The sequence below is a fragment of the Streptomyces sp. NPDC047002 genome, assembly GCF_040704505.1.
In the GTDB taxonomy this organism is placed as follows: Bacteria; Actinomycetota; Actinomycetes; order Streptomycetales; family Streptomycetaceae; genus Streptomyces.
The window spans coordinates 36,077-56,760 of sequence record NZ_JBEYWC010000002.1 but is presented as its reverse complement, the minus strand read 5'-3'; the positions used below and the strand labels follow the sequence as shown (position 1 = coordinate 56,760).

Sequence of the window (20,684 nt, the reverse complement as noted above, 5' to 3'; positions counted from 1 at the left end):
GTGGACCGGTGGACGCGGTGGTGCTGCCCGCCCTGCCCAGGGGCCGGTGCCCTCACCGCCGTTCCCCGCCCCGCGCGGACCGGCCAAGTGAGGGAGAGCCTCCAGCGTGACCATCGCACCCCCGGAACCCGTTTCGGCCGAACTGCTGCGGATTCTCACGGACCTCACCGCCGACCTGCCCGACGTCGAACCCGGCAGGGTGGCCGCCGCCGCGCTGCGCGGCCGCAGCGCCCACGCGGACGCGGCCGAGCTGCGCGACCTCGCGACCGAGGCCGCCGCAGGCCTGATCTCCGAGGACCCCGCGTACAGCAGGCTCGCCGCCCGGCTGCTGGCCCGCGCCGTGGCCGAGGAGGCGGCGGGCGAGGGCGCCGTGTCGTTCTCCGCGTCGATCGCCGTCGGGCACCGCGAGGGGCTGATCGCCGACCGCACCGCCGCGTTCACCGCCGCGCACCGGGCCGCCCTCGACGCGCTGGTCGACCCGGCGGCCGACGACGGCTTCGAGTACTTCGGCCTGCGGACCGTGTACACGCGCTACGTGCTGCGCCACCCGACCACCCGCCGGGTCATCGAGACGCCGCAGTACTTCCTGCTGCGGGTCGCCGCCGGGCTCGCGAGGGACACCTCGGACGCCTCGCTCGCCGAGGTCGCCGACCTGTACCGGCTGATGTCGCGCCGCGCGTACCTGCCCTCCTCCCCCACCCTGTTCAACTCGGGCACCCGCCACCCGCAGATGTCCTCCTGCTACCTGCTGGACTCGCCGCTGGACGAACTGGACTCGATCTACGCCCGCTACCACCAGGTCGCGCGGCTCTCGAAGCACTCGGGCGGCATCGGCCTGCCGTTCTCGCGGGTGCGGGCGCGCGGCTCGCTGATCCGGGGCACCAACGGGCTGTCCAACGGGATCGTGCCGTTCCTGCGCACCCTGGACGCCTCCGTCGCCGCCGTGAACCAGGGCGGCCGCCGCAAGGGCGCGGCCGCCGTCTACCTGGAGACCTGGCACGCCGACATCGAGGAGTTCCTCGAACTGCGCGACAACACCGGCGAGGAGGCGCGCCGCACCCACAACCTGAACCTCGCGCACTGGATCCCCGACGAGTTCATGCGCCGGGTCGCCGCCGACGAGGACTGGTCGCTCTTCTCGCCGTCCGACGTGCCGGAGCTCACCGACCTGTGGGGCGAGCGCTTCGACGCCGCGTACCGGGCCGCGGAGGCGGCCGGCCTCGCCCGCACCACGCTGCCCGCGCGCGAGCTGTACGGACGGATGATGCGCACCCTCGCGCAGACCGGCAACGGCTGGATGACCTTCAAGGACACCGCGAACCGCACGGCCAACCAGACCGCCGAGCCCGGCCGGGTCATCCACTCGTCGAATCTGTGCACCGAGATCCTTGAGGTCACCGACGACTCCGAGACCGCCGTGTGCAACCTCGGCTCGGTCAACCTGGGCGCGTTCACCACCCCCGGCCCCTACGGCGGGCCGGACACCGCGCTCGACTGGGAACGGCTCGACGCCGCCGTCCGCGTGGCGGTGCGCTTCCTCGACCGGGTCGTGGACCGCAACTTCTACCCGACCGAGGAGGCCGGGCGCTCCAACGCGCGCTGGCGGCCGGTCGCGCTGGGCGTGATGGGCCTCCAGGACGTGTTCTTCGCGCTGCGGCTGCCGTTCGACTCCGCGCAGGCGCGCGAGCTGTCGACCCGGATCGCCGAGCGCATCATGCTCACCGCGTACGAGACCTCCTGCGACCTCGCGGTGGAGGACGGGCCGCTGCCCGCCTGGCACGAGACGCGGGCCGCGCGCGGCGTGCTCCACCCCGACCACTACGGGGCCGAGCACCACTGGCCCGAACGGTGGGAGGCGCTGCGCGCCAGGATCGCCACGACCGGCATGCGCAACGCGCTGCTCCTCGCGATCGCGCCGACCGCGACCATCGCATCCATCGCGGGCGCCTACGAGTGCATCGAGCCGCAGGTCTCCAACCTCTTCAAGCGCGAGACGCTGTCGGGCGAGTTCCTCCAGGTCAACCCGTACCTGGTGGCGGACCTCAAGCGGCTCGGGCTGTGGGACGAGCAGACCAGGGAGGCGCTGCGCGAGGCGAACGGCTCGGTGGCGGGGCTCGACCGGGCGCCCGCCGAGCTGCGCGATCTGTACCGCACCGCGTGGGAGCTGCCGCAGCGCGCGCTGATCGACCTGGCCGCCGCCCGCACGCCCTACCTCGACCAGGCCCAGTCGCTCAACCTGTTCCTGGAGACGCCGACCATCGGGAAGCTCAGCTCGATGTACGCGTACGCCTGGCGGCAGGGCCTGAAGACCACCTACTACCTGCGCTCGCGTCCCGCCACCCGGATCGCGCGCGCCGCGGCCGGCCGCAGCGCGGCCGCCGTGCCCCCGCAGGCGGCCCCGCCCGCCGCCCCCGCGGACGGCGAAGCCGTCGCCTGCTCCCTGGAAAACCCCGAGTCCTGTGAGGCCTGCCAGTGAACCCGCCCACCGCATCCGCGACCGACGCCCCGGCCGGGGCAGCGACGACCGAAGAGGCCGCCCGCAGGGGCCGCCTCCTCGACCCCGGTTTCGAGCTGACCCTGCGGCCGATGCGCTACCCGGACTTCTACGAGCGCTACCGCGCCGCGATCCGCAACACCTGGACCGTGGAGGAGGTGGACCTGCACTCCGACGTCTCCGACCTGGCGAAGCTCTCGCCGGCCGAGCAGCACATGATCGGCCGCCTCGTGGCGTTCTTCGCGACGGGCGACTCGATCGTGGCGAACAACCTCGTGCTCACGCTGTACAAGCACATCAACTCGCCCGAGGCGCGGCTCTACCTGTCGCGGCAGCTGTTCGAGGAGGCCGTGCACGTCCAGTTCTACCTGACGCTGCTCGACACCTACCTGCCCGATCCCGAGGACCGGGCCGCCGCGTTCGCGGCCGTCGAGAACATCCCGTCGATCCGCGAGAAGGCCGCCTTCTGCTTCCGCTGGATGGACCAGGTCGAGGAGGTCGACCGGCTGGAGACCGCCGCCGACCGGCGCCGCTTCCTGCTCAACCTGATCTGCTTCGCCGCCTGCATCGAGGGCCTGTTCTTCTACGGGGCGTTCGCCTACGTCTACTGGTTCCGCTCGCGCGGCCTGCTGCACGGCCTCGCGACCGGCACCAACTGGGTCTTCCGCGACGAGACCATGCACATGAGCTTCGCCTTCGACGTGGTGGACACGGTCAGGCGGGAGGAGCCCGAGCTGTTCGACGAGGCGCTCGGCGGCCAGGTCACGGAGATGATCGAGGAGGCGGTGGAGGCCGAGCTCCAGTTCGCGCAGGACCTGTGCGGCGAGGGGCTGCCCGGCATGAATACCGCGTCCATGCGCGAGTACCTCCAGTGCGTCGCCGACCAGCGCCTCCAGCGGCTGGGCTTCGCCCCGGTGTACGGGTCGCAGAACCCGTTCTCGTACATGGAGCTCCAGGGCGTGCAGGAGCTGACGAACTTCTTCGAGCGCCGCCCGTCCGCCTACCAGGTCGCGGTGGAGGGCACGGTCGGCTTCGACGACGAGTTCTGAGCCGCCCGCGCGCCGGACCCCCGCCCGGGGTCCGGCGCGCGCCCTCAGTCCCTGGCGTCGCCCCGGGTGAGGGTCCAGGCGTCCCGCGACCACGTGGCGCGGTGCAACTCGGCCCAGCGGGCCCTGGTCGCCGCGGAGACGGCGCCCCTGGCGCGTGCGGCGCCGGACCTGGCGATCTGCCGGTCGACCGCGCGGTCCTTGAGCCACCACGTCACGGGCGCGGCGAGGACCAGGGCGAAGAGTACGACGAGTGCGATGACGGTCACGAAGATGTCCATGCCCCCACTGTCGGGCGCGGGCGGCCCGCCGGGCAGTGGCAGGACTGTCATGGGCCGTCGAATTACTGCCAACGAGGTGCCACACTGGGGCCATGCTGACCAATGTGGCGGCCGTCCTGCTGGACGGCGTGCACCCGTTCGAGCTCGGGGTCGTCTGCGAGGTCTTCGGCCTCGACCGCAGCGACCAGGGTCTGCCGCGCTACGACTTCGCGGTGGCGTCGGCCGAGGGCCCGACGCTCTCCACGCACTGCGGCTTCACCCTCGGCGGCCTGCACGGACTCGACCGCCTCGAAACGGCCGACCTGGTCTGCGTGCCCGCGGGCGACGACTACACGCACCGCCCGTTCCCGCCGGAGCTGCTGGCCGCGCTGCGCCGCGCGGTGGAGCGCGGCGCCCGGGTGCTCAGCGTCTGCTCGGGCGTCTTCGCGCTCGGCGCCGCCGGCCTGCTCGACGGGCGCCGCTGCTCGGTGCACTGGCGGCACGCCGACGAGCTGCGCAGGGCCCACCCGCGCGCCGACGTCCAGCCCGACGTGCTCTACGTGGCGGACGGCCAGGTGATCACCTCGGCGGGGACCGCGGCCGGCATCGACGCCTGCCTCCACCTGGTGCGCCTCGAACACGGCCCCGAGGTGGCCAACGCGATCGCGCGCCGCATGGTGGTGCCGCCCCACCGGGACGGCGGGCAGGCCCAGTTCGTCGAGCGGCCGGTGCCGCGCGACCGCTGCGACACGGTCGGCGAGGTGCTGGCGTGGCTGGAGCGCCACCTCGACCGGGAGGTCACCGTCGAGCAGCTCGCGGAGCGCGCGCACATGTCGCCGCGCACCTTCGCGCGCCGCTTCCAGCAGGAGACCGGCACCACGCCGTACCGCTGGCTGCTGCGGCAACGGGTGCTGCTGGCCCAGGAGTTGCTGGAGGGCACGGACGACACGGTGGACTCGGTCGCCGGCCGGGCCGGCTTCGGCAACGCGGCCACGCTGCGCCACCACTTCCTGCGCACCCTGAGCACCACGCCGCACGCCTACCGCAGGACGTTCCGCGGCGCCGAGCCCGCGGGCGCCGCAGAGCCCGGCTGAGCCGGGCGGCCGCGGCAGGCGCGGGCGGTCAGTCGTTCGGGACGGTCGGGTAGCGGGGCGTCCCCTCGGCCATCTGCTTCAGCGCGTCCTTGCGCTCGCGCTTGGAGAGCCGGTCGATGTACAGGTAGCCGTACAGGTGGTCCGTCTCGTGCTGGAGGCAGCGCGCGAAGTAGCCGGTGCCGCGGACCTTGATGTCGTTGCCGCGCGCGTCCTGCCCGCGCACCTCCGCGTAGTCGGTGCGGGCGAGCGACGCGTACGCGGTCGGCACCGAGAGGCAGCCCTCGTTGGAGTCGTCGAGGCGGCGGCGCGCCGGGTCGAGCTCCACCAGGACCGGGTTGCACACGGCGCCGACGTGCCGCACGCCCTCGTCGTCCTGGCAGTCGTAGACGAAGACCTTCAGGTCCACGCCGATCTGGTTGGCGGCGAGCCCGACGCCCTCGGCGGTGCGCTGGCTCGCGAACATGTCGTCGATCAGCTGCGCGAGGCCGTCGTCGAACTCGGTGACCGTGCGGCACTCCTTGTGGAGCGCCGGGTGGCCCACGACGGTGATCGGGCGTGACGTGCCGCGCTCCCGGTGCGCGGCCTCGCGCTCCTCGGCGTCCACCGTGTCCACGACGAACCCGTCCTCGTCCGTCGCGAGGACACCCTCGCCGATCCGCTCGTCCGTCTCCTGCTGCGCCATGTCCGCAGTTGCCCTTCCTGGGTACCGTTGTGCCGCTGCGCCCGCCGCGCGCCGGTTCCTGGGCCGCGCGGGGGACCCGTACAGCCTAAGGGGTCCTTGCCATATGAGCGTCCGATGAGGTCACGTGGTCTGGTGCCGTGAATCGCAAGGCGCCGGAGAGTCCCCGTAGCGGAGCTACTAGGACTTTTCGGCAACGCCGCGAGGTGCGGTGCCAGGCCGCGCGACCCGGACGGGCACATGGCCAGGGCCCCTGAGGCCAGGCCGGGCGCGGCGGAGCCCGTCGTGCGGAGCCGGGCCCGGTCTCAGCACACCTCTTCGAGGTCGCGCCACTCGCGGGTGTCCGGGCTGTCGGCCACCCAGCCGTCGAGCAGGCCGCGCACCAGCCCCTGCGGGGCGGCGATGCCGCACTCGCGCTCCGGCGTCCACAGCTCGCCGGGCGAGCGGTGGCCGAGCGGCCCCGGGTGTCCCGGCTCGCTGTGGTCGTGCGGGTCGAGGTACTCGCCCTCGCCCTCGGCGCTCGGCATCCGGCTCTCGGAGCACGTACGGCACAGCAGCCGCACCGAGGACGACCAGTCCTCCGCCGCGAACCCGGCGTCGGCCGCGAGCTGTTCGAGCGCGTCCCTGTCCTCCTCGGCTGCCGCTTCGAGCAGCACCACCCAGGTCGGCACCGGCGAGGGCGCCCACAGCTCGATCTCGTCGAACACCGGGTAGACGTGCGGCGAGCCGTCCGTCGAACCGGCCGTGGTGCGCTCGCCGTTGGGCACGCCGTCGTGCAGCACGACCTCGCCCCAGCGCCTGCCCGACGACGGCAGCGGGATCGAGAGCACCTCGATGCGCGCCGGGTCGAGCCTGCGGCCCCACACCACCTCGGCCTCCCCCTCCGGGGAGAGCCGCACGGCCGCGCTGCCGAGGTCCATGCCCTCGGGCTCCTCCGCCGCCTCCGCGCTGTGCGGGCTGCCCGGCACCTTCAGGCCGTACGCCTGCCAGGCACGGCGCGCGAGCGGCCAGTCCTGGAGCGCGGTGGCGGCGATCCCGACGTTCCACCAGTCGGGGGCGCCGGCCTCCTTGTCGAGGAGCGCCACGGCACGCAGCCCCGCGGCGCGCGCCTGCTCCCAGTCGTGCCGGAACTTGTGCAGCAGCGCCAGGTTGAACCAGGACTCGGAAAGCCACGGCTCCATGTCGGCCGCCCGCGTCAGCAGCGCACCGGCGTCGTCGTACCGCCCGTCCCCGATCAGCGTGAACGCGCGGTCGGTGGCCTGCCGCCACGACGCGGAGGGCCGATGCCGTACCTTCCCGAAGATCCTCACGATTCCCGCCTGCCGGTCGCTCGGGCCATACCCCAGGACACTGTCTTGTTCGCATCCAACCATGCCGGGTGGTTGCTCTCTACTCACGGGCTACCCAGCAGGGGCCGGGGTCAGACCGCCGCGCGCCAGGACACGTGCGAGGGATTCCACCACGTCGGGGTGGTAGTCGCGCGCCGTGCCGAGCCGCAGCCGGTGGAGCGCGGCGGACGGCCCGCCCCCGCCGCCGCTGTCACCTGCCAGGTCGTCGTACGCGTTGACGGCGCGGACGATCCTCGCGGGCAGCGGCTGCTCACGGTACGGGTCGGCCTGCCGCTCGACGACCACGGCCACCGCGGACGGCACGCCGGTCTGCCGGACGACGGCCCCGCCGAGCAGCGCGATCCGGCGCTGCTCGGCCTCCGGCAGGAATGCGGTGGCCCCTTCGGGCACCGGGTCGACGAGGGACAGCTGCCCGATGTCGTGCATGAGCGCCGCGTATTCGAGGACGGTCAGGTCGCGCCCGCCAAGGCCGAGGTCGCGCCCGACCGCGCGGCACAGCCGGGCGACCCGGCCCGCGTGGCCCTCGCGGGTGTACCCGGCGACCTCGGTGGCGCGGGCCAGGGAGGCGATGGTCTGCCGGTAGGTGCTGCGGACGGCCGCGTAGCGGCGGAACGACAGCTGGGTGAGCAGCAGCGGCACGCAGAAGACCGGCAGCGCCCACAGCCCGGCGACGGCGGCGCCGAGCGCTATGACGACACCCGTCGCGCCGACCGCGGAGGCGATGCCGACGAGGGAGCGCAGCTCGTCACGCAGCCGCGGCCGGAAGGGCCCCGCATGCTCCCCGCCGCGCAGCACGGCGGAGAGCACGGCGTCGCACAGCCCGGTCAGCACGAGCAGCAGCAGGAGCAGGGCCGCATAGTACGAGCCGCCGAGCACGTACCACGGCTGGAAGCAGGCAGCGGCGAAGCCGGTGGTCAGCGCGCGGCGCGCCAGGTGGTCGGCGGAGGGGCCGTGCGGGGCGCTGCCCGCCAGGGTGGCGGCGAAGGCCACGGCGACGGTCTGGAGCACGCCGTGCCCCGCGACCTGCCCCCCGCTCTCCCCGAGCAGCGCGTAGGCGAGGGCGCCTGCGGCCCCGAGCGGCGCCGGCTCGCGCTCCCCCGGCAGCGCGCCGTACCTGGCGGCCTCCCCCACGGCGATGAAGAGGCCGAAGGCGAGCGCGTTGCGCGGGTCCGCCATGCCGTGCAGGAGGGTGTGCGCGAGCGCGGCGGCCACCAGCAGCACAGCGGCGGCCCTGACCGCCCGCGGCGCCCACCGGCGGCCGTGCGTCGAGCCGCCGCCGTGGGCGCGGCAGAGTGCCGCGCCTGCGCGTGGCCGCGCGGCGGGGGCGCCGGGGCGCCTCACGCGCGGCCTCCGTGTCCGCCGGGGCCCGCGGCGCCCGGTGCGGCCCCCGGGGCCCCCGGGACGGGGGTACCGGGCGGGGCGGAAGCGCCGGGTGGCGCGGGGGGAGCCGCCGGCGGGGCCGGAGCGGGAACCCCCGGCGGGCCCGCTGCGGCGGCCGCGGCCGCGCGGTCCCGCGCCGGGCGGCCGAGCGCGGTGCCGCCCGGCTCGTCCGCGGTGACCGCGGTCTGCCAGCCGTGCCGGGCCAGCGCCCGCACCAGCGCCGCCACCATCTCCGGGTCGAACTGGGTGCCCGCGCACCGCCGCAGCTCGGCGACGGCCGCGGGCACCGGCCGCGCCCTGCGGTACGAGCGGGTCGACGTCATCGCGTCGAAGGCGTCGGCCACCGCGACCACCCGGGCGAACTCCGGGATCTGCCCGCCCGCGAGGCCGTGCGGGTAGCCGCTGCCGTCCATCCGCTCGTGGTGGTGGAGGATCGCGGCGCGCGCCTGGCCGAGGAAGCCGATGCCACGCACGATCTCGTGCCCGTACTCGGGGTGCAGCTCGATGACGCGGCGCTCCTCGGGGGTGAGCGGTCCGTCCTTGCGCAGGATGCGGGTGGGCACGCCGAGCTTGCCGACGTCGTGCAGGATGCCGGCGAAGCGCAGGACCTCCAGCCGGTCGCGGTCCATGCCGAGCTCTGCGGCGATCATCGCGGAGGCGCGCCCCACCCGCTCGCTGTGGCCGCGCGTGTAGCGGTCCTTGAGGTCGACGGCCTGCACGAGCGCCCTGATGGTGGCCTGGTGTGCGGCGCGCTCGCGGTGGTACTGGGCGAAGACCCAGCAGGAGATGGCCATCGGCAGCAGCACGAAGAGCGACGACAGCGGTCCGAAGGGGCCGCGCCAGAGCACGGCCATCATCAGTCCTGCCAGCGTGTGCACGCCGTGGGCGGCGAGCGAGCGCGGCAGCAGGCCGCGCCAGGCCGCCCGCACCGGCACCCGCTCGGCCGTGGCGAGGATGACGCCGTCCAGCGCGGTGAGGACCAGGCAGAAGGCGAGCGCCGCTGCGGCGGCGGGCAGCAGCACGTACGGGAAGTCGGGGGCGGTGAGCCCGTAGCCACCGCCGCCGAGCGCGACGGGCCCGCCGAAGGCCGCCTGCGCCCGCGCCGCGGCCCAGGTCGCCAGGGCCGACTGGGCGGCGCGCCAGATCCTGCGGGCCGCGTACGGACGCCGCTCGACCCGGCCGAGCAGCGATCCGGGGACCGCTACGAGCGCGGCTGCCGCGGGCGGCAGCAGGAAGGCGGCCGCGAGGAGCACGGGGAAGAACGATCCGGCGGCGACCGGCGCGATGGCCTCGGCGTCGCCCGCGGGCCCGCGGGCGCGCAGCCGGAAGCGCGCGGGCAGCGGTGCCTCGCACAGGGCGTACAGGAGGGCGAGCGGCGCGAGGACGCGCCACGAGGTGTCGGCCGCGCGCAGGGCGGGCGCCAGGCAGGCGGCGGCCAGCAGGGCCGTACCCGCGATGCCGGCGCGTGCCGCGCCGGGAATGACCTTCACGACGTCCCCGCCCCTCGTCGTCCCCACCCGCTGATCGGACTCCACCGGATGTGCCGGCATCCGGGGCCGAACAACGGGTCAGGCTAGTGAGCGGGGGCGCACCGCCAGGGGCCGATGCATCCGATTAGCACCATCGGGTGAAAGCGGGCCCCGCGCGTGTGCGAGCAGCCGTTCGACCGGGGCGGGCGGGCGGCGGCCCTGGGGCCGCCGGCGGGTGCTACTCGGCGGTGGCGCGGCGCGGCTCGCCCGTCGACAGGTCGGTGTCGGGCGGGGTCTGGCCCGACCGGATCAGGTCGATCCGGCCCATGACCTTGTCCCGCAGGTCCGACGGCACGTCGTCGTGGCCGCAGCAGCGCTTCACGAGCTTCTTGACGGCCTGTTCGAGCCCGTACTTCTCCAGGCAGGGCGAGCACTCCTCGAAGTGCTCCTCGAACTTGTGCCCCTGGCTGTCGGGCATCTCGTGGTCGAGGAACTCGTAGAGGTGGTCGAGTACCTCGGCGCAATCCGTCTCATGCGGCTCTCCGCAGCTCATGAGCCCGCGCCTTTCCCGTTGTCGGACGACTTACCGGCAGCACCCGCGGGGACGAGCCCGCGGTCACGGGCGTAGTCCTCCAGCATGCCGCGCAGCTGGCGGCGGCCACGGTGGAGCCGGGACATCACCGTGCCGATGGGTGTTCCCATGATGTCGGCGATCTCCTTGTAGGCAAAGCCCTCGACATCGGCGAGATACACGGCGATGCGGAACTCCTCGGGGATCGCCTGCAGGGCGGTCTTCACGTCGGAGTCGGGGAGGCGGTCGAGCGCCTCGGCCTCCGCGGAGCGCAGCCCCGTCGAGGAGTGCGACTCGGCGCGCGCCAGCTGCCAGTCCTCGATCTCCTCGGCCGCGCTGCGCTGGGGTTCGCGCTGCTTCTTGCGGTAGGAGTTGATGAAGGTGTTGGTGAGGATGCGGTACATCCACGCCTTGAGGTTGGTGCCCTCGCGGAACTGGTGGAAGGACCCGTACGCCTTCGCGTAGGTCTCCTGCACGAGGTCCTCGGCGTCCGCGGGGTTGCGCGTCATGCGCAGCGCCGCCGAGTACATCTGGTCGAGGTAGCCAAGGGCGTCCCGCTCGAAGCGCGCGTTGCGCTCGGCGGCGGTCTCCTCGATGCGTCCGTCGCCCGTCCCCGCCGTCCCTGATTCAGTCCCTGTGACCGGACCCACCTCCTCCAATGCGGTCGCGGAGCCGAACCCGACCCCACTCGCATCGGAGAATAGTCGACCATCGGGCTTCGAGGTCTGCTGCTCCGCGGCGCCCGACCCCAGCGCGGGGGCACCGGTGCCTGCGGACATCACCGCCCAGTCCATGCCGTGCCCACCGGGGTGTACGGCATCGGAGCGGCGCGGGCACATGATGGAACCCATGAGGCGGGACTCCCTCTTCCTGCTCGGTTCACCGGCTGGCGTCACCGGTGCCTCTCACAACAGCAGCCACTCAGCGGGCATTCCCGAGGCGGCCGAGCCATGTCGCGACGCCCTCGGTGAGGGTCACCACCGCGTCCTCCTGCGAGAGCGGCGCGCGCTTGGGCACGGCGAAGCCGTGGTCCGCGTACGCGATCTCGACGAGCTCGAAGTCGCCCTCGGGGAACTCGCCGGGCTTCCCGAACGGGTCGGCGCCGCCCTGGACCACCAGGGTGGGCAGGTCCGTGGCGAGCAGTTCGCCGTCGCGTGACTTCTCCGGGCGGCCCGGCGGGTGCAGCGGGAAGCTGAGCGCGAGCACGGCGTGCGCGCCCAGGTCGGCGCCGGTGCGGCAGGCGACGCGGGCGCCCGCGCTGCGCCCGCCCGCGACGACCGGCAGCCCGGGGCGCGCGAGCGCGGGCCACAGAGCGCGCCACGCGGTGTCCAGCGTCCTCGGCGCGGGCGCGACCTTCTTGCCCGCCACCCGCCAGGGCTGCTCCACCCGGGCGACGGTGACGCCGAGCTGCGGCAGCGCGGCGGCCAGCGCCGCCAGGTCCCGCGCCTCGATCCCGCCGCCCGCGCCATGGCCGAGCGCCAGCACGAGGCGGGCGTCGGGCGCGTGGTGCCAGGTGATCCTCGCGGGACCCGCGGGGGTGTCGGGCGTTTCCGTGGGGCTGGTACGGCTGCTCATGCGGGCCATGGTCCCTCGGGGCGCGTCCCTGGCCGTGCACCCGGCGGGGCGCGGGGCGCGCCCCGCCCGCCGGAAGCCGGAATCAGAACCGGATCGGAATCAGAACCGGATCGGAGCCAGAGCCAGGATCAGGGATCAGGGATCAGGGATCAGGGATCAGAAGAGGGTGCCTTCCTCGGGCGCCGCGAGCTCCGCCACCAGCTGCGGGCCGTTGTTGCGGACGTCGGAGACCGCGGTGGCCACCGGATAGGCGCGCAGCAGGTCGGCCGGTGGCGGTGCGAGCAGCGGCCGCACGGCCTCCACCTCGGTGCGCGCCGGGTCGAGCCAGGCGTCCCAGCGGTCGGGGGTGAGGACGAGCGGCATCCGCGGGTGGATGTCGGCGAGCGAGCGCGGCCCCTCGGCGGGCGCGCAGGCGAGCGGGGCGGTCTCGGCCTCGGTGGTGATCACCGAGCAGGTGACCCGCCAGGCCCTGGGGTGGTCGCCCGGCAGGGACGGGTCGCGCCAGAACTCGTAGAGCCCGGCGAGCGCCATCACGGAGCCGTCGGCCGGGGTGACGAAGTAGGGCTGCTTGCGCGGGCGCTTGCGCTTCCCCTTCTCTTCGAGCTGCCGCTCGTCGGCGCCGGTCAGCCACTCGTAGTAGCCGTCGGCCGGCAGGATGCACCGGCGGGCGCTGAAGGGCCTGCGGTACGCGGTCTTCTCGTGGACGGTCTCGGCGCGCGCGTTGATCATGCGGGCGCCGCCGTCCGGCGTCTTGGCCCAGGAGGGCACGAGCCCCCAGGTGAGGGTGCGCAGCTGGCGCACGGGGCCCGCGTCCGGGTCGTCCTTGCGCGGCCGGTCGAGCACCGCGGGGACCTCCTTGGTCGGGGCGACGTTCCAGTCGGCCGCGAGCTCCTCAGCCGGCTCCCACGCCTCGATCCCGAACGCGCTCCGCAGGTCCTCGGGCGACCTGCTCGCCGCGTACCTGCCGCACATGCCCTTCCACCACCCCTCCGGCCCGCGGGGCCGCGCGGCCCCCGCCAGGACCGTCGAGCCTAGTCATCGCGCCTGTCCCGGTCCAAACCCCCGCGGGGGCGCTCTCAGCGGGCTCTGGGACACTGCCAGCCCCACCCACGCCCGCCGGACAGGAGCGCACCCATGCAGGACCTGTGGGACCGGATATTCGGCACCCAGCCGGGACCCGACGCCTGGCTGGTGGCGGCGACCGGGGTGCTCGCGCTGCTGTGCGTGCTGCCGCACCGGGTCTGGCGGGTCACCCGCAACGCGGTGACGATCGCGCACGAGGGCGGCCACGGCCTGGTCGCGCTGGTCATGGGCCGCAAGCTGGACGGCATCAGGCTGCACTCGGACACCTCGGGCCTGACCGTGAGCCGGGGCAGGCCGACCGGCCTCGGCATGATCCTCACGGCGGCCGCCGGGTACACGGCGCCGCCGCTGCTCGGGCTCGGCGGCGCCTGGCTGCTCGCCGCGCACCACCCCACGCTGCTGCTGTGGTCGGCGACGGTCCTGCTGGTGGCGATGCTGCTGATGATCAGGAACGCGTACGGCGTGCTGACCGTACTCGTCGCGGGTGCCGCCTTCGTGCTGGTGTCGTGGCTGACCGGGCCCGAGGTGCAGGCCGCCTTCACCTACACGGTGGTGTGGTTCCTGCTGCTCGGCGGGGTGCGCCCGGCCTTCGAACTCCAGGCGAAGCGGCGGCGCGGCGGGGCGGGCGACTCGGACGCCGACCAGCTGGCGCGGCTCACCGGGGTGGGCGCGGGCCTGTGGTTCTTCCTCTTCCACGTGGTGTCGCTGTGCTGCCTGATCGGCGGCGGCCGCTGGCTGCTCGGGCTGTGAAGGCGCGTGAAGGCGCGTGAAGGCGCGTGACGCCGCATGCCCCGCGGGGCGCGTGCGGCGCGGGTGGCGGGCCCCGGCGCTACCACGGCCGGATTACGCCCCTGTTTCGTCGTTTTTGACAGGAAACCCGCCAAGGGTCCAGCCATTAAAGTGAGGGCCATGACCGAGAGTTCCGTGCAGCCCGCCCTCTGGCCCGCTCCCCTTGCCACGGGGCCCGTCGAAGCGACGGTCACCGTGCCAGGGTCCAAGTCGGTCACCAACAGGGCGCTCGTGCTCGCCGCGCTGGCCGCGGAGCCCGGCTGGCTGCGCCGCCCCCTCAGGTCGCGGGACACGCTGCTGATGGCGGACGCGCTGCGGGCCATGGGCGTCGGCATCGAGGAGACCGTCTCGTCGGCGTCGCAGACCTCGCGCGGCATGGGCGACACCGGCGAGGCCGCCGCCACGGGCGAGGCCTGGCGGGTCATCCCCGCGGGCCTGCACGGCCCGGCCGACGTGCGGGTCGGGAACGCGGGCACGGTCATGCGGTTCCTGCCGCCGGTCGCCGCGCTCGCGGACGGCCCGGTCTCCTTCGACGGCGACCCGAGGTCGTACGAGCGGCCGCTCGGCGTCGTCATCCAGGCGCTGCGCGCGCTCGGTGCCCGCGTCGACGACCACGGCCGCGGCTCGCTGCCGCTGACCGTGCACGGCTGCGGCGCGCTGGAAGGCGGCCGGGTGGAGATCGACGCCTCCGCCTCGTCGCAGTTCGTCTCGGCGCTGCTGCTCTCCGCGCCCCGCTTCAACCAGGGCGTCGAAGTGCGGCACGTCGGCGGCGCGCTGCCGTCCCTGCCGCACATCCGCATGACGGTGGACATGCTGCGTGCGGTGGGCGCGCGGGTCGACGAGCCGGAGACGGGCGGGGAGCCCGACGTGTGGCGGGTGCGCTCCGGCGCACTGCTCGGCCGGGACCTGACGATCGAGCCCGACCTGTCGAACGCGCAGCCGTTCCTGGCGGCGGCGCTGGTCACGGGCGGCCGGGTGACCATCCCCGACTGGCCGACGCGCACGACGCAGCCCGGCGACGCCCTGCGCTCGCTGTTCACCCGCATGGGCGGATCGTGCGGCATCGTCTCGACGGCCGGGGGCACGGCGCTGACCTTCGCGGGCTCCGGCCGGGTGCACGGCATCGACGCGGACCTCGGCGAGGTCGGCGAGCTGGCGCCCGGCATCGCCGCCGTCGCCGCGCTCGCGGACTCGCCCTCGACGCTGCGCGGGGTCGCCCACCTGCGGCTGCACGAGACGGACCGGCTCGCCGCGCTGACCAAGGAGATCAACGAGCTGGGCGGCGACGTCACGGAGACCGCGGACGGCCTCGTCGTACGGCCGCGCCCGCTGCACGGCGGCGTCTTCCACACGTACGACGACCACCGGATGGCCACGGCAGGCTCGGTGCTCGGCCTCGCGGTGCCCGGCGTCGAGATCGAGAACGTGGAGACGACGGGCAAGACGCTGCCCGACTTCCCGCAGATGTGGACCGCCATGCTGGCGGGCGCCGGAGCGGGCGCGGGAGTCTGACGCGATGCGCCGCTACGGCAAGAACCCCGACGAGGACGACATCCGCACCCGCCCGAACCGCAAGGGCAGCCGGCCGCGCACCCACATCAGGCCGAAGCACGAGGACGCCGCGTCCGGCATGGTCCTCACCGTGGACAGGGGCCGCCTGACCTGCCTGGTCGACGAGCGGATCGTGGTCGCGATGAAGGCGCGCGAGCTGGGCCGCAAGGCGGCGGTCGTGGGCGACAGGGTGGGTCTCGTCGGGGACCTGTCGGGCGCGAAGGACACCCTCGCGCGGATCGTGCGGATCGAGCCGCGCACCTCGGTGCTGCGCCGCACGGCGGACGACGACGACCCCTACGAACGGGTGATCGTCGCCAACGCGGGCCAGCTGGCGATCGTCACCGCGCTCGCCGACCCGGAGCCGCGCCCCCGGCTCATCGACCGGGCGCTCGTCGCCGCGTACGACGGCGGGCTCGAACCCCTCCTCGTCCTGACCAAGGCGGACCTGGCGCCCGCCGAGCCGCTGCTGGAGACCTACCGGCCCCTGGGCGTGCGGTACGTGGTGACGCGCCACGACGAACTCGCCGCGGGCGACGGCGCCGAGCGGGTGCGGGCGCTGCTGCGCGACCGTACGACGGCGTTCGTCGGCCACTCGGGTGTGGGCAAGACGACGCTGGTCAACTCGCTGGTGGCGGACGACAGGCAGCGGGTGACCGGCGTGGTCAACGCCGTCACGGGCCGCGGCAGGCACACCACGGTCTCCGCGCTCGCGCTGCCGCTCGCGAAGGCGGAGGGCTGGGTCATCGACACGCCCGGCATCCGGTCGTTCGGCCTCGCGCACATCGACCCGTCGCGGGTGATCCTCGCCTTCCCCGACCTGGTGCCGGGCACGGAGGGCTGCCCGCGCGCGTGCAGCCACGACGAGCCCGACTGCGCGCTGGACGACTGGGTGGCCGGGGGCCACGCCGACCCGGCGCGGCTGTACTCGCTGCGCAGGCTGCTGGCGGCGCGGGAGCGCCACGAGGGCGACTGACCTGCCGTCACCCCGCCTTCCCGCGGCTGCCTGAAGGCGGCAGGGCCGGAAAAGTTTGCCCCGCGCCCGCATTGGTAAGTGCATAATCGCACCAAGCGCGACGAAGCAGTCACTGACCTGGGAGGCCCTCGACGATGGCGTGGCTGCTTGTCGTGGTCGCCGGACTGCTGGAGACGGGTTTCGCCGTCTGCCTGAAGCTCTCGCACGGGTTCACCCGGCTGTGGCCGACCATCGCCTTCGCCAGCTTCGCGCTGGGCAGCTTCGGCCTGCTGACGCTGGCGCTCAAGAAGCTCGACGTGGGCCCCGCGTACGCGGTCTGGACGGGCATCGGCGCCGCAGGCACCGCGATCTACGGCATGGTCTTCCTCGGCGACCTGGTCTCCACGCTGAAACTGGTCTCGATCACGCTGGTGATCCTCGGCGTCATCGGCCTCCAGCTCTCCGGCTCGGCGCACTGACCACGCCCGGCTCCCGCGCGGCACGGGACGCCGCCACACCCCCGGTACTGTGACGGCCATGTCCGACTACCACGATGACCTCCGGCTGGCCCACGTCCTCGCGGACGCCGCCGACGCCGCGACGATGGACCGGTTCAAGGCCCTCGACCTGAAGGTCGAGACGAAACCGGACATGACGCCGGTGAGCGAGGCGGACAAGACCGCAGAGGAGCTGATCAGGGGCAGTCTCCAGCGGGCGCGCCCACGCGACGCGGTCCTCGGCGAGGAGTTCGGCGTCGCGGGCACGGGCCCGCGCCGCTGGGTGGTCGACCCGATCGACGGCACGAAGAACTACGTGCGGGGCGTACCGATCTGGGCCACGCTGATCTCGCTGATGGCGGCGGGCGAGGGCGGTTACGAGCCGGTCGTCGGCGTGGTCTCCGCGCCCGCGCTCGGCCGCCGCTGGTGGGCGGAGAAGGGCGGCGGCGCGTACACGGGCCGCAGCCTGACGTCGGCGACCCGGCTGCGCGTCTCGGACGTGGCGAGCCTGGGCGACGCGTCGTTCGCGTACTCCTCGCTGGGCGGCTGGGAGGAGCGCGGTCGCCTCGACGACTTCCTCGGCCTGGCGCGGTCGTGCTGGCGCACCCGCGGATACGGCGACTTCTGGCAGTACATGATGGTCGCAGAGGGCTCGGTCGACCTGTGCGCGGAGCCCGAGCTCTCGCTGTGGGACATGGCCGCGCCGTCGATCGTGGTCCAGGAGGCGGGCGGCAGGTTCACCGGACTCGACGGCCAGGACGGGCCGCACAGCGGCAACGCCGCCGCGTCCAACGGCATCCTGCACGGCACGCTGCTCGACCGGCTCGGCGACCGCGGCTGAAGCCGCGCCGCGCAGCACACGGAAGGAGGCCGGGCCCCGAGGGGCCCGGCCTCCTGTGCGTCCGGCGAGCGGGGAACCGGCCGCGCAGGGCCTTGACCGCGACCTCCGGCCGCTCACCGAGGCCGATCCTACAATGGACTTTGTCCAAGTCAAGGGGTCTTCCAAAGCCGTACACGTCCTGGGCCCCGTGGCCTTCCGCTGTTAGCCTGATGCCATGAGTGACCTGTTGGAACGGCTCCGGACCCGCGGGTGGCGCATCACGGCCCAGCGCCGGGTGGTCGCCGAGGTCCTCGACGGGGAGCATGTCCACCTCACCGCCGACGAGGTGCACGCGCGGGCCGTCGAGCGGCTGCCGGAGATCTCCAGGGCGACGGTCTACAACACGCTCGGCGAGCTGGTGCAGCTCGGCGAGGTGCTCGAAGTGAGCACCGACCGCCGCGCCAAGCGCTACGACCCGAACGCCCACCACCCCCACCACCACCTGGTCTGCGCGGGCTGCGGCACCATCCGCGACGTGCACACGGGACACGACCCGCTGGGCGCCCTGCCGGAGGGCGAGCGCTTCGGCTTCACCGTGCTGGACGTGGAGGTCACCTTCCGCGGCCTGTGCCCACGGTGCGCGGCCGCCGCCTGAGCCACCCGGCGCAGCGACACCGCAGAAGGCCCGGATCTCCAGGAGATCCGGGCCTTCTGACGTCAGTAGCGGGGACAGGATTTGAACCTGCGACCTCTGGGTTATGAGCCCAGCGAGCTACCGAGCTGCTCCACCCCGCGACGGTGAACTGAACATTACGTCACCGCCACCGCGGGGGCAAATCCCTTCAGGGCGGCCCGCGCCCGGCCCCCGTTCAGGCCGTCAGCTCCTGCTGGAGGGCGTCGAGCAGCTTCGCCGCGCGCTCCGCGACCTCGGCAGGGCCGAGCTCGACCGCCTTCGCGCACCACCGCTGCGCCTGGGACAGCTCGCCGCCGCGTGCCGCGAGCAGCCCGAGCCGCAGCGCCGCCCTGCCGTGCCCGGCCTGGGCGGCCCGCGTCCACCACTGCACGGCCTCGGTCTCGCTGCCCTCCCGCACCAGCAGCAGCCCCAGGTTGAAGGCGCCGCTGCGGCTGCCCGCCTGGGCGGCCTCGCGGTACCAGCGGGCCGCGGCCCCGGTGTCGCCGCGCCGCGCCGCCAGCATGCCCGCGCGCACCTGCGCCCGTACGTGACCCTGTTCCGCGGCGCGCTCGTACCACAGCTCGCACTCGGTCTTCTCGGTGCGCAGCTGCGCCTCGCCGAGCGCGGGCGGGGCGGCAGGCGGCCTGCGCGCGTCGAGCAGCATGGCGAGGCGGTACGCCGCCTCGACGCTGCCGCCGCCCGCCGAGACCCGCAGGTGCCGCTCGGCGGTGCGCTCGTCGCCGTCCTTGAGGCAGGCGATGGCGACCTGGAGCGCGGCCTCCGCGTGGCCCGCGGCCGCCGCGCGCTCGTACCACTTGAGGGCGGAGCCGTCGTCGTCCCTGCTCGCGTAGAGAATGCCGAGGTTGAACGCGGCGTCGACGCTGCCCGCCTCCGCCGCCTTGGAGAACCAGGGCTCGGCGCCGATCGGGTCGCCTGCCTGCAGGAGCAGCACGGCGAGCGCGTTGGCCGCCTCGCGGTGGCCCGCGTAGGCGGCGCGCCTGTACCACTGCTCGGCCTGCGCGTCCCGGTCCTGCGCCGCGCACAGCAGGGCGAGGTTGTAGGCGCCGTTGACGTCGCCCGCGTCCATCGCCCTGCGGTACCAGCGCTCCGCGGTCTGCTGCTCGCCGCGCGCCGCGTGCAGCGCGCCCAGCGCGTTGGCCGCCGAGCCGTCGCCGTCCTGGGCAGCGCGCAGCCACCACACGGCGGCCGACTCCTCGTCGCCCGCGTCGCGCAGCAGGAAGCCGAGCGCGCTCGCGGCCTTCGGCTCGCCGTCCTTGGCGGAGCTGAGGTACCAGCGCCCGGCCTCCTTGAGCTCGCCGCGGCGCTCAAGGAGCGCACCGAGGTGCAGCGCGGCGCGGCGGTGGCCGCGGGCGGCGGCCTCGCGGCACCAGTGCACGGCGTCCTCGATCAGGGCGGGGCCCGCGGTGTCGCCCGCCGGGCGGGCGCGCTCGCGGGCGCGGCGCTCCAGCGCGAGCGCGAGGCGGTAGGCGGCCTCGCGGTGGCCACGTTCGGCCGCGGCGCGCAGCCAGCGCTCGGCGCCGACGTCGCTGCGGTGCTCCAGCAGGTCGGCGAGCGCGTAAGCGCCCGAGGCGTGGCCCTGTTCCGCCGACTGGCGCAGCCAGTACTCGGCCGCCGGCTCGTCGCCGCGCTCGCGGAAGTGCTTGCCGAGGGCGTGCGCGGCGGCGGCGGAGCCCGCGACGGCCGCCACCCGCCACCAGCCGGCCGCCTCCTCGCCGTAGCCGCGCTGGTGGAGCAGGACACCGAGGTTGTTGGCCGCCGCGCGGTCGCCCTGCGCGGTGGCCGAGCGCAGGTGGGGTTCCGCGCCGTCGAGGTCGCCGCGGCGCAGCAGCACGGCGCCGAGGGCGCTGGCGGCCGCCGCGTCGCCGGCTTCCGCCGCGGCGCGGTGGCGGGCCTCCGCCTCGGCGCGTTCAACCTCGGACTGCTCGGCCTGGTCCATGATCTCCGTGGACTCGGTGGATCCGGCCGACTCTGCGGGGGCGGCCGGACCGAGCGTACCGACGCCTGACCCGACATCGGTACGCCTCTGCGCAAACCGCCCTGTCTCCAACAGAGTTGTCCTATCCCCCATAAAACTCATCGTCGCATTACCTGCTACCCGCGAACACCCGGTATATCGCGGCCGGCAAGGTCACTTCAGCGTTTTGTCGACATGCCCACAGAGAGATAAGTCAAACACGGCGGAGGCCGTTCCGCACGGACCGCTACGCACTTCGCACAAACACGTGCCGAGGGCCCGGAAGATCCTCTCGGATCTTCCGGGCCCTCGGACTTCAGTAGCGGGGACAGGATTTGAACCTGCGACCTCTGGGTTATGAGCCCAGCGAGCTACCGAGCTGCTCCACCCCGCGCCGTTGTGTGATCAACCGTACCACGGCGCG

At 74.2% G+C, this 20,684-nt stretch carries 19 protein-coding genes and 2 tRNA genes; 9 read left to right on the top strand and 12 right to left on the bottom strand.

Annotation, left to right across the window (positions count from 1 at the left end; all coding sequences use genetic code 11):
- Positions 1-106 precede the first annotated feature (106 nt).
- Entirely contained in the window at positions 107-2,476 is a 2,370-nt protein-coding gene (locus AB0910_RS03275; RefSeq protein ID WP_366742788.1) for a ribonucleoside-diphosphate reductase subunit alpha, read from the top strand.
- A 110-nt stretch (positions 2,477-2,586) separates the two neighbouring features.
- The gene (locus tag AB0910_RS03270; protein ID WP_366743016.1) at positions 2,587-3,543 is read left to right on the top strand and encodes a ribonucleotide-diphosphate reductase subunit beta; all 957 of its coding nucleotides are present in this window, start codon (positions 2,587-2,589) and stop codon (positions 3,541-3,543) included.
- Positions 3,544-3,587: 44 nt separating this feature from the next.
- Here AB0910_RS03270 and AB0910_RS03265 read toward each other — a convergent pair whose 3' ends face one another.
- Positions 3,588-3,821: a hypothetical protein gene (locus tag AB0910_RS03265; protein WP_366742787.1), complete on the bottom strand. Its 234-nt coding sequence runs from the start codon at positions 3,819-3,821 to the stop codon at positions 3,588-3,590.
- 92 nt (positions 3,822-3,913) lie between these two features.
- Here AB0910_RS03265 and AB0910_RS03260 point away from each other — a divergent pair, with 92 nt between their 5' ends.
- The gene (locus AB0910_RS03260; RefSeq protein ID WP_366742786.1) at positions 3,914-4,894 is read left to right on the top strand and encodes a helix-turn-helix domain-containing protein; all 981 of its coding nucleotides are present in this window, start codon (positions 3,914-3,916) and stop codon (positions 4,892-4,894) included.
- Positions 4,895-4,922: 28 nt separating this feature from the next.
- On the opposite strand, the gene def is transcribed toward AB0910_RS03260, so the two are convergent.
- From def to AB0910_RS03220, 8 genes are all read right to left on the bottom strand, one after another.
- Entirely contained in the window at positions 4,923-5,576 is a 654-nt protein-coding gene (def, locus tag AB0910_RS03255) for a peptide deformylase (protein ID WP_366742785.1), read from the bottom strand.
- A gap of 302 nt (positions 5,577-5,878) precedes the next feature.
- Complete coding sequence (locus tag AB0910_RS03250; RefSeq protein ID WP_366742784.1) at positions 5,879-6,883, bottom strand: hypothetical protein; 1,005 nt, start codon at positions 6,881-6,883, stop codon at positions 5,879-5,881.
- Between the two features lie 90 nt (positions 6,884-6,973).
- A complete protein-coding gene (locus AB0910_RS03245; RefSeq protein WP_366743015.1) occupies positions 6,974-8,098 on the bottom strand; it encodes an HD domain-containing protein in 1,125 nt (374 codons plus the stop codon).
- A 161-nt stretch (positions 8,099-8,259) separates the two neighbouring features.
- On the bottom strand, positions 8,260-9,792 hold the full coding sequence (locus tag AB0910_RS03240) for an HD-GYP domain-containing protein (protein WP_366742783.1): 1,533 nt from the start codon (positions 9,790-9,792) through the stop codon (positions 8,260-8,262).
- 217 nt (positions 9,793-10,009) lie between these two features.
- Positions 10,010-10,324: a mycothiol system anti-sigma-R factor gene (rsrA, locus tag AB0910_RS03235; protein WP_366742782.1), complete on the bottom strand. Its 315-nt coding sequence runs from the start codon at positions 10,322-10,324 to the stop codon at positions 10,010-10,012.
- Positions 10,321-10,992, bottom strand: a complete 672-nt coding sequence (locus AB0910_RS03230; protein ID WP_366743014.1) for a sigma-70 family RNA polymerase sigma factor — start codon at positions 10,990-10,992, stop codon at positions 10,321-10,323. Before AB0910_RS03230 ends, rsrA begins: the two co-directional genes overlap by 4 nt.
- Before the next feature lie 271 nt (positions 10,993-11,263).
- The gene (locus tag AB0910_RS03225; RefSeq protein WP_366742781.1) at positions 11,264-11,917 is read right to left on the bottom strand and encodes an alpha/beta family hydrolase; all 654 of its coding nucleotides are present in this window, start codon (positions 11,915-11,917) and stop codon (positions 11,264-11,266) included.
- A gap of 156 nt (positions 11,918-12,073) precedes the next feature.
- Complete coding sequence (locus AB0910_RS03220; RefSeq protein WP_366742780.1) at positions 12,074-12,889, bottom strand: SOS response-associated peptidase; 816 nt, start codon at positions 12,887-12,889, stop codon at positions 12,074-12,076.
- Positions 12,890-13,051: 162 nt separating this feature from the next.
- On the opposite strand from AB0910_RS03220, the gene AB0910_RS03215 reads away from it, so the two are divergent.
- The 6 genes from AB0910_RS03215 (at position 13,052) to AB0910_RS03190 (ending at position 18,267) form a co-directional block, all read left to right on the top strand.
- Entirely contained in the window at positions 13,052-13,750 is a 699-nt protein-coding gene (locus AB0910_RS03215; RefSeq protein ID WP_366742779.1) for a M50 family metallopeptidase, read from the top strand.
- A gap of 159 nt (positions 13,751-13,909) precedes the next feature.
- A complete protein-coding gene (gene aroA, locus AB0910_RS03210; protein WP_366742778.1) occupies positions 13,910-15,301 on the top strand; it encodes a 3-phosphoshikimate 1-carboxyvinyltransferase in 1,392 nt (463 codons plus the stop codon).
- A gap of 4 nt (positions 15,302-15,305) precedes the next feature.
- Entirely contained in the window at positions 15,306-16,316 is a 1,011-nt protein-coding gene (rsgA, locus tag AB0910_RS03205) for a ribosome small subunit-dependent GTPase A (RefSeq protein WP_366742777.1), read from the top strand.
- 134 nt (positions 16,317-16,450) lie between these two features.
- A complete protein-coding gene (locus tag AB0910_RS03200; protein WP_345649935.1) occupies positions 16,451-16,774 on the top strand; it encodes a multidrug efflux SMR transporter in 324 nt (107 codons plus the stop codon).
- Positions 16,775-16,832: 58 nt separating this feature from the next.
- On the top strand, positions 16,833-17,633 hold the full coding sequence (gene hisN / locus AB0910_RS03195; RefSeq protein WP_366742776.1) for a histidinol-phosphatase: 801 nt from the start codon (positions 16,833-16,835) through the stop codon (positions 17,631-17,633).
- A gap of 214 nt (positions 17,634-17,847) precedes the next feature.
- Positions 17,848-18,267, top strand: a complete 420-nt coding sequence (locus tag AB0910_RS03190; RefSeq protein WP_366742775.1) for a transcriptional repressor — start codon at positions 17,848-17,850, stop codon at positions 18,265-18,267.
- A gap of 66 nt (positions 18,268-18,333) precedes the next feature.
- Here the strand turns inward: AB0910_RS03190 and AB0910_RS03185 are convergent.
- The 3 genes from AB0910_RS03185 to AB0910_RS03175 all read right to left on the bottom strand — a co-directional run bounded on the left by AB0910_RS03185 (position 18,334) and on the right by AB0910_RS03175 (position 20,654).
- Positions 18,334-18,407, bottom strand: a tRNA-Met gene (locus AB0910_RS03185).
- Between the two features lie 74 nt (positions 18,408-18,481).
- On the bottom strand, positions 18,482-20,383 hold the full coding sequence (locus tag AB0910_RS03180; protein ID WP_366742774.1) for a tetratricopeptide repeat protein: 1,902 nt from the start codon (positions 20,381-20,383) through the stop codon (positions 18,482-18,484).
- Between the two features lie 197 nt (positions 20,384-20,580).
- Positions 20,581-20,654, bottom strand: a tRNA-Met gene (locus AB0910_RS03175).
- Positions 20,655-20,684 lie beyond the last annotated feature (30 nt).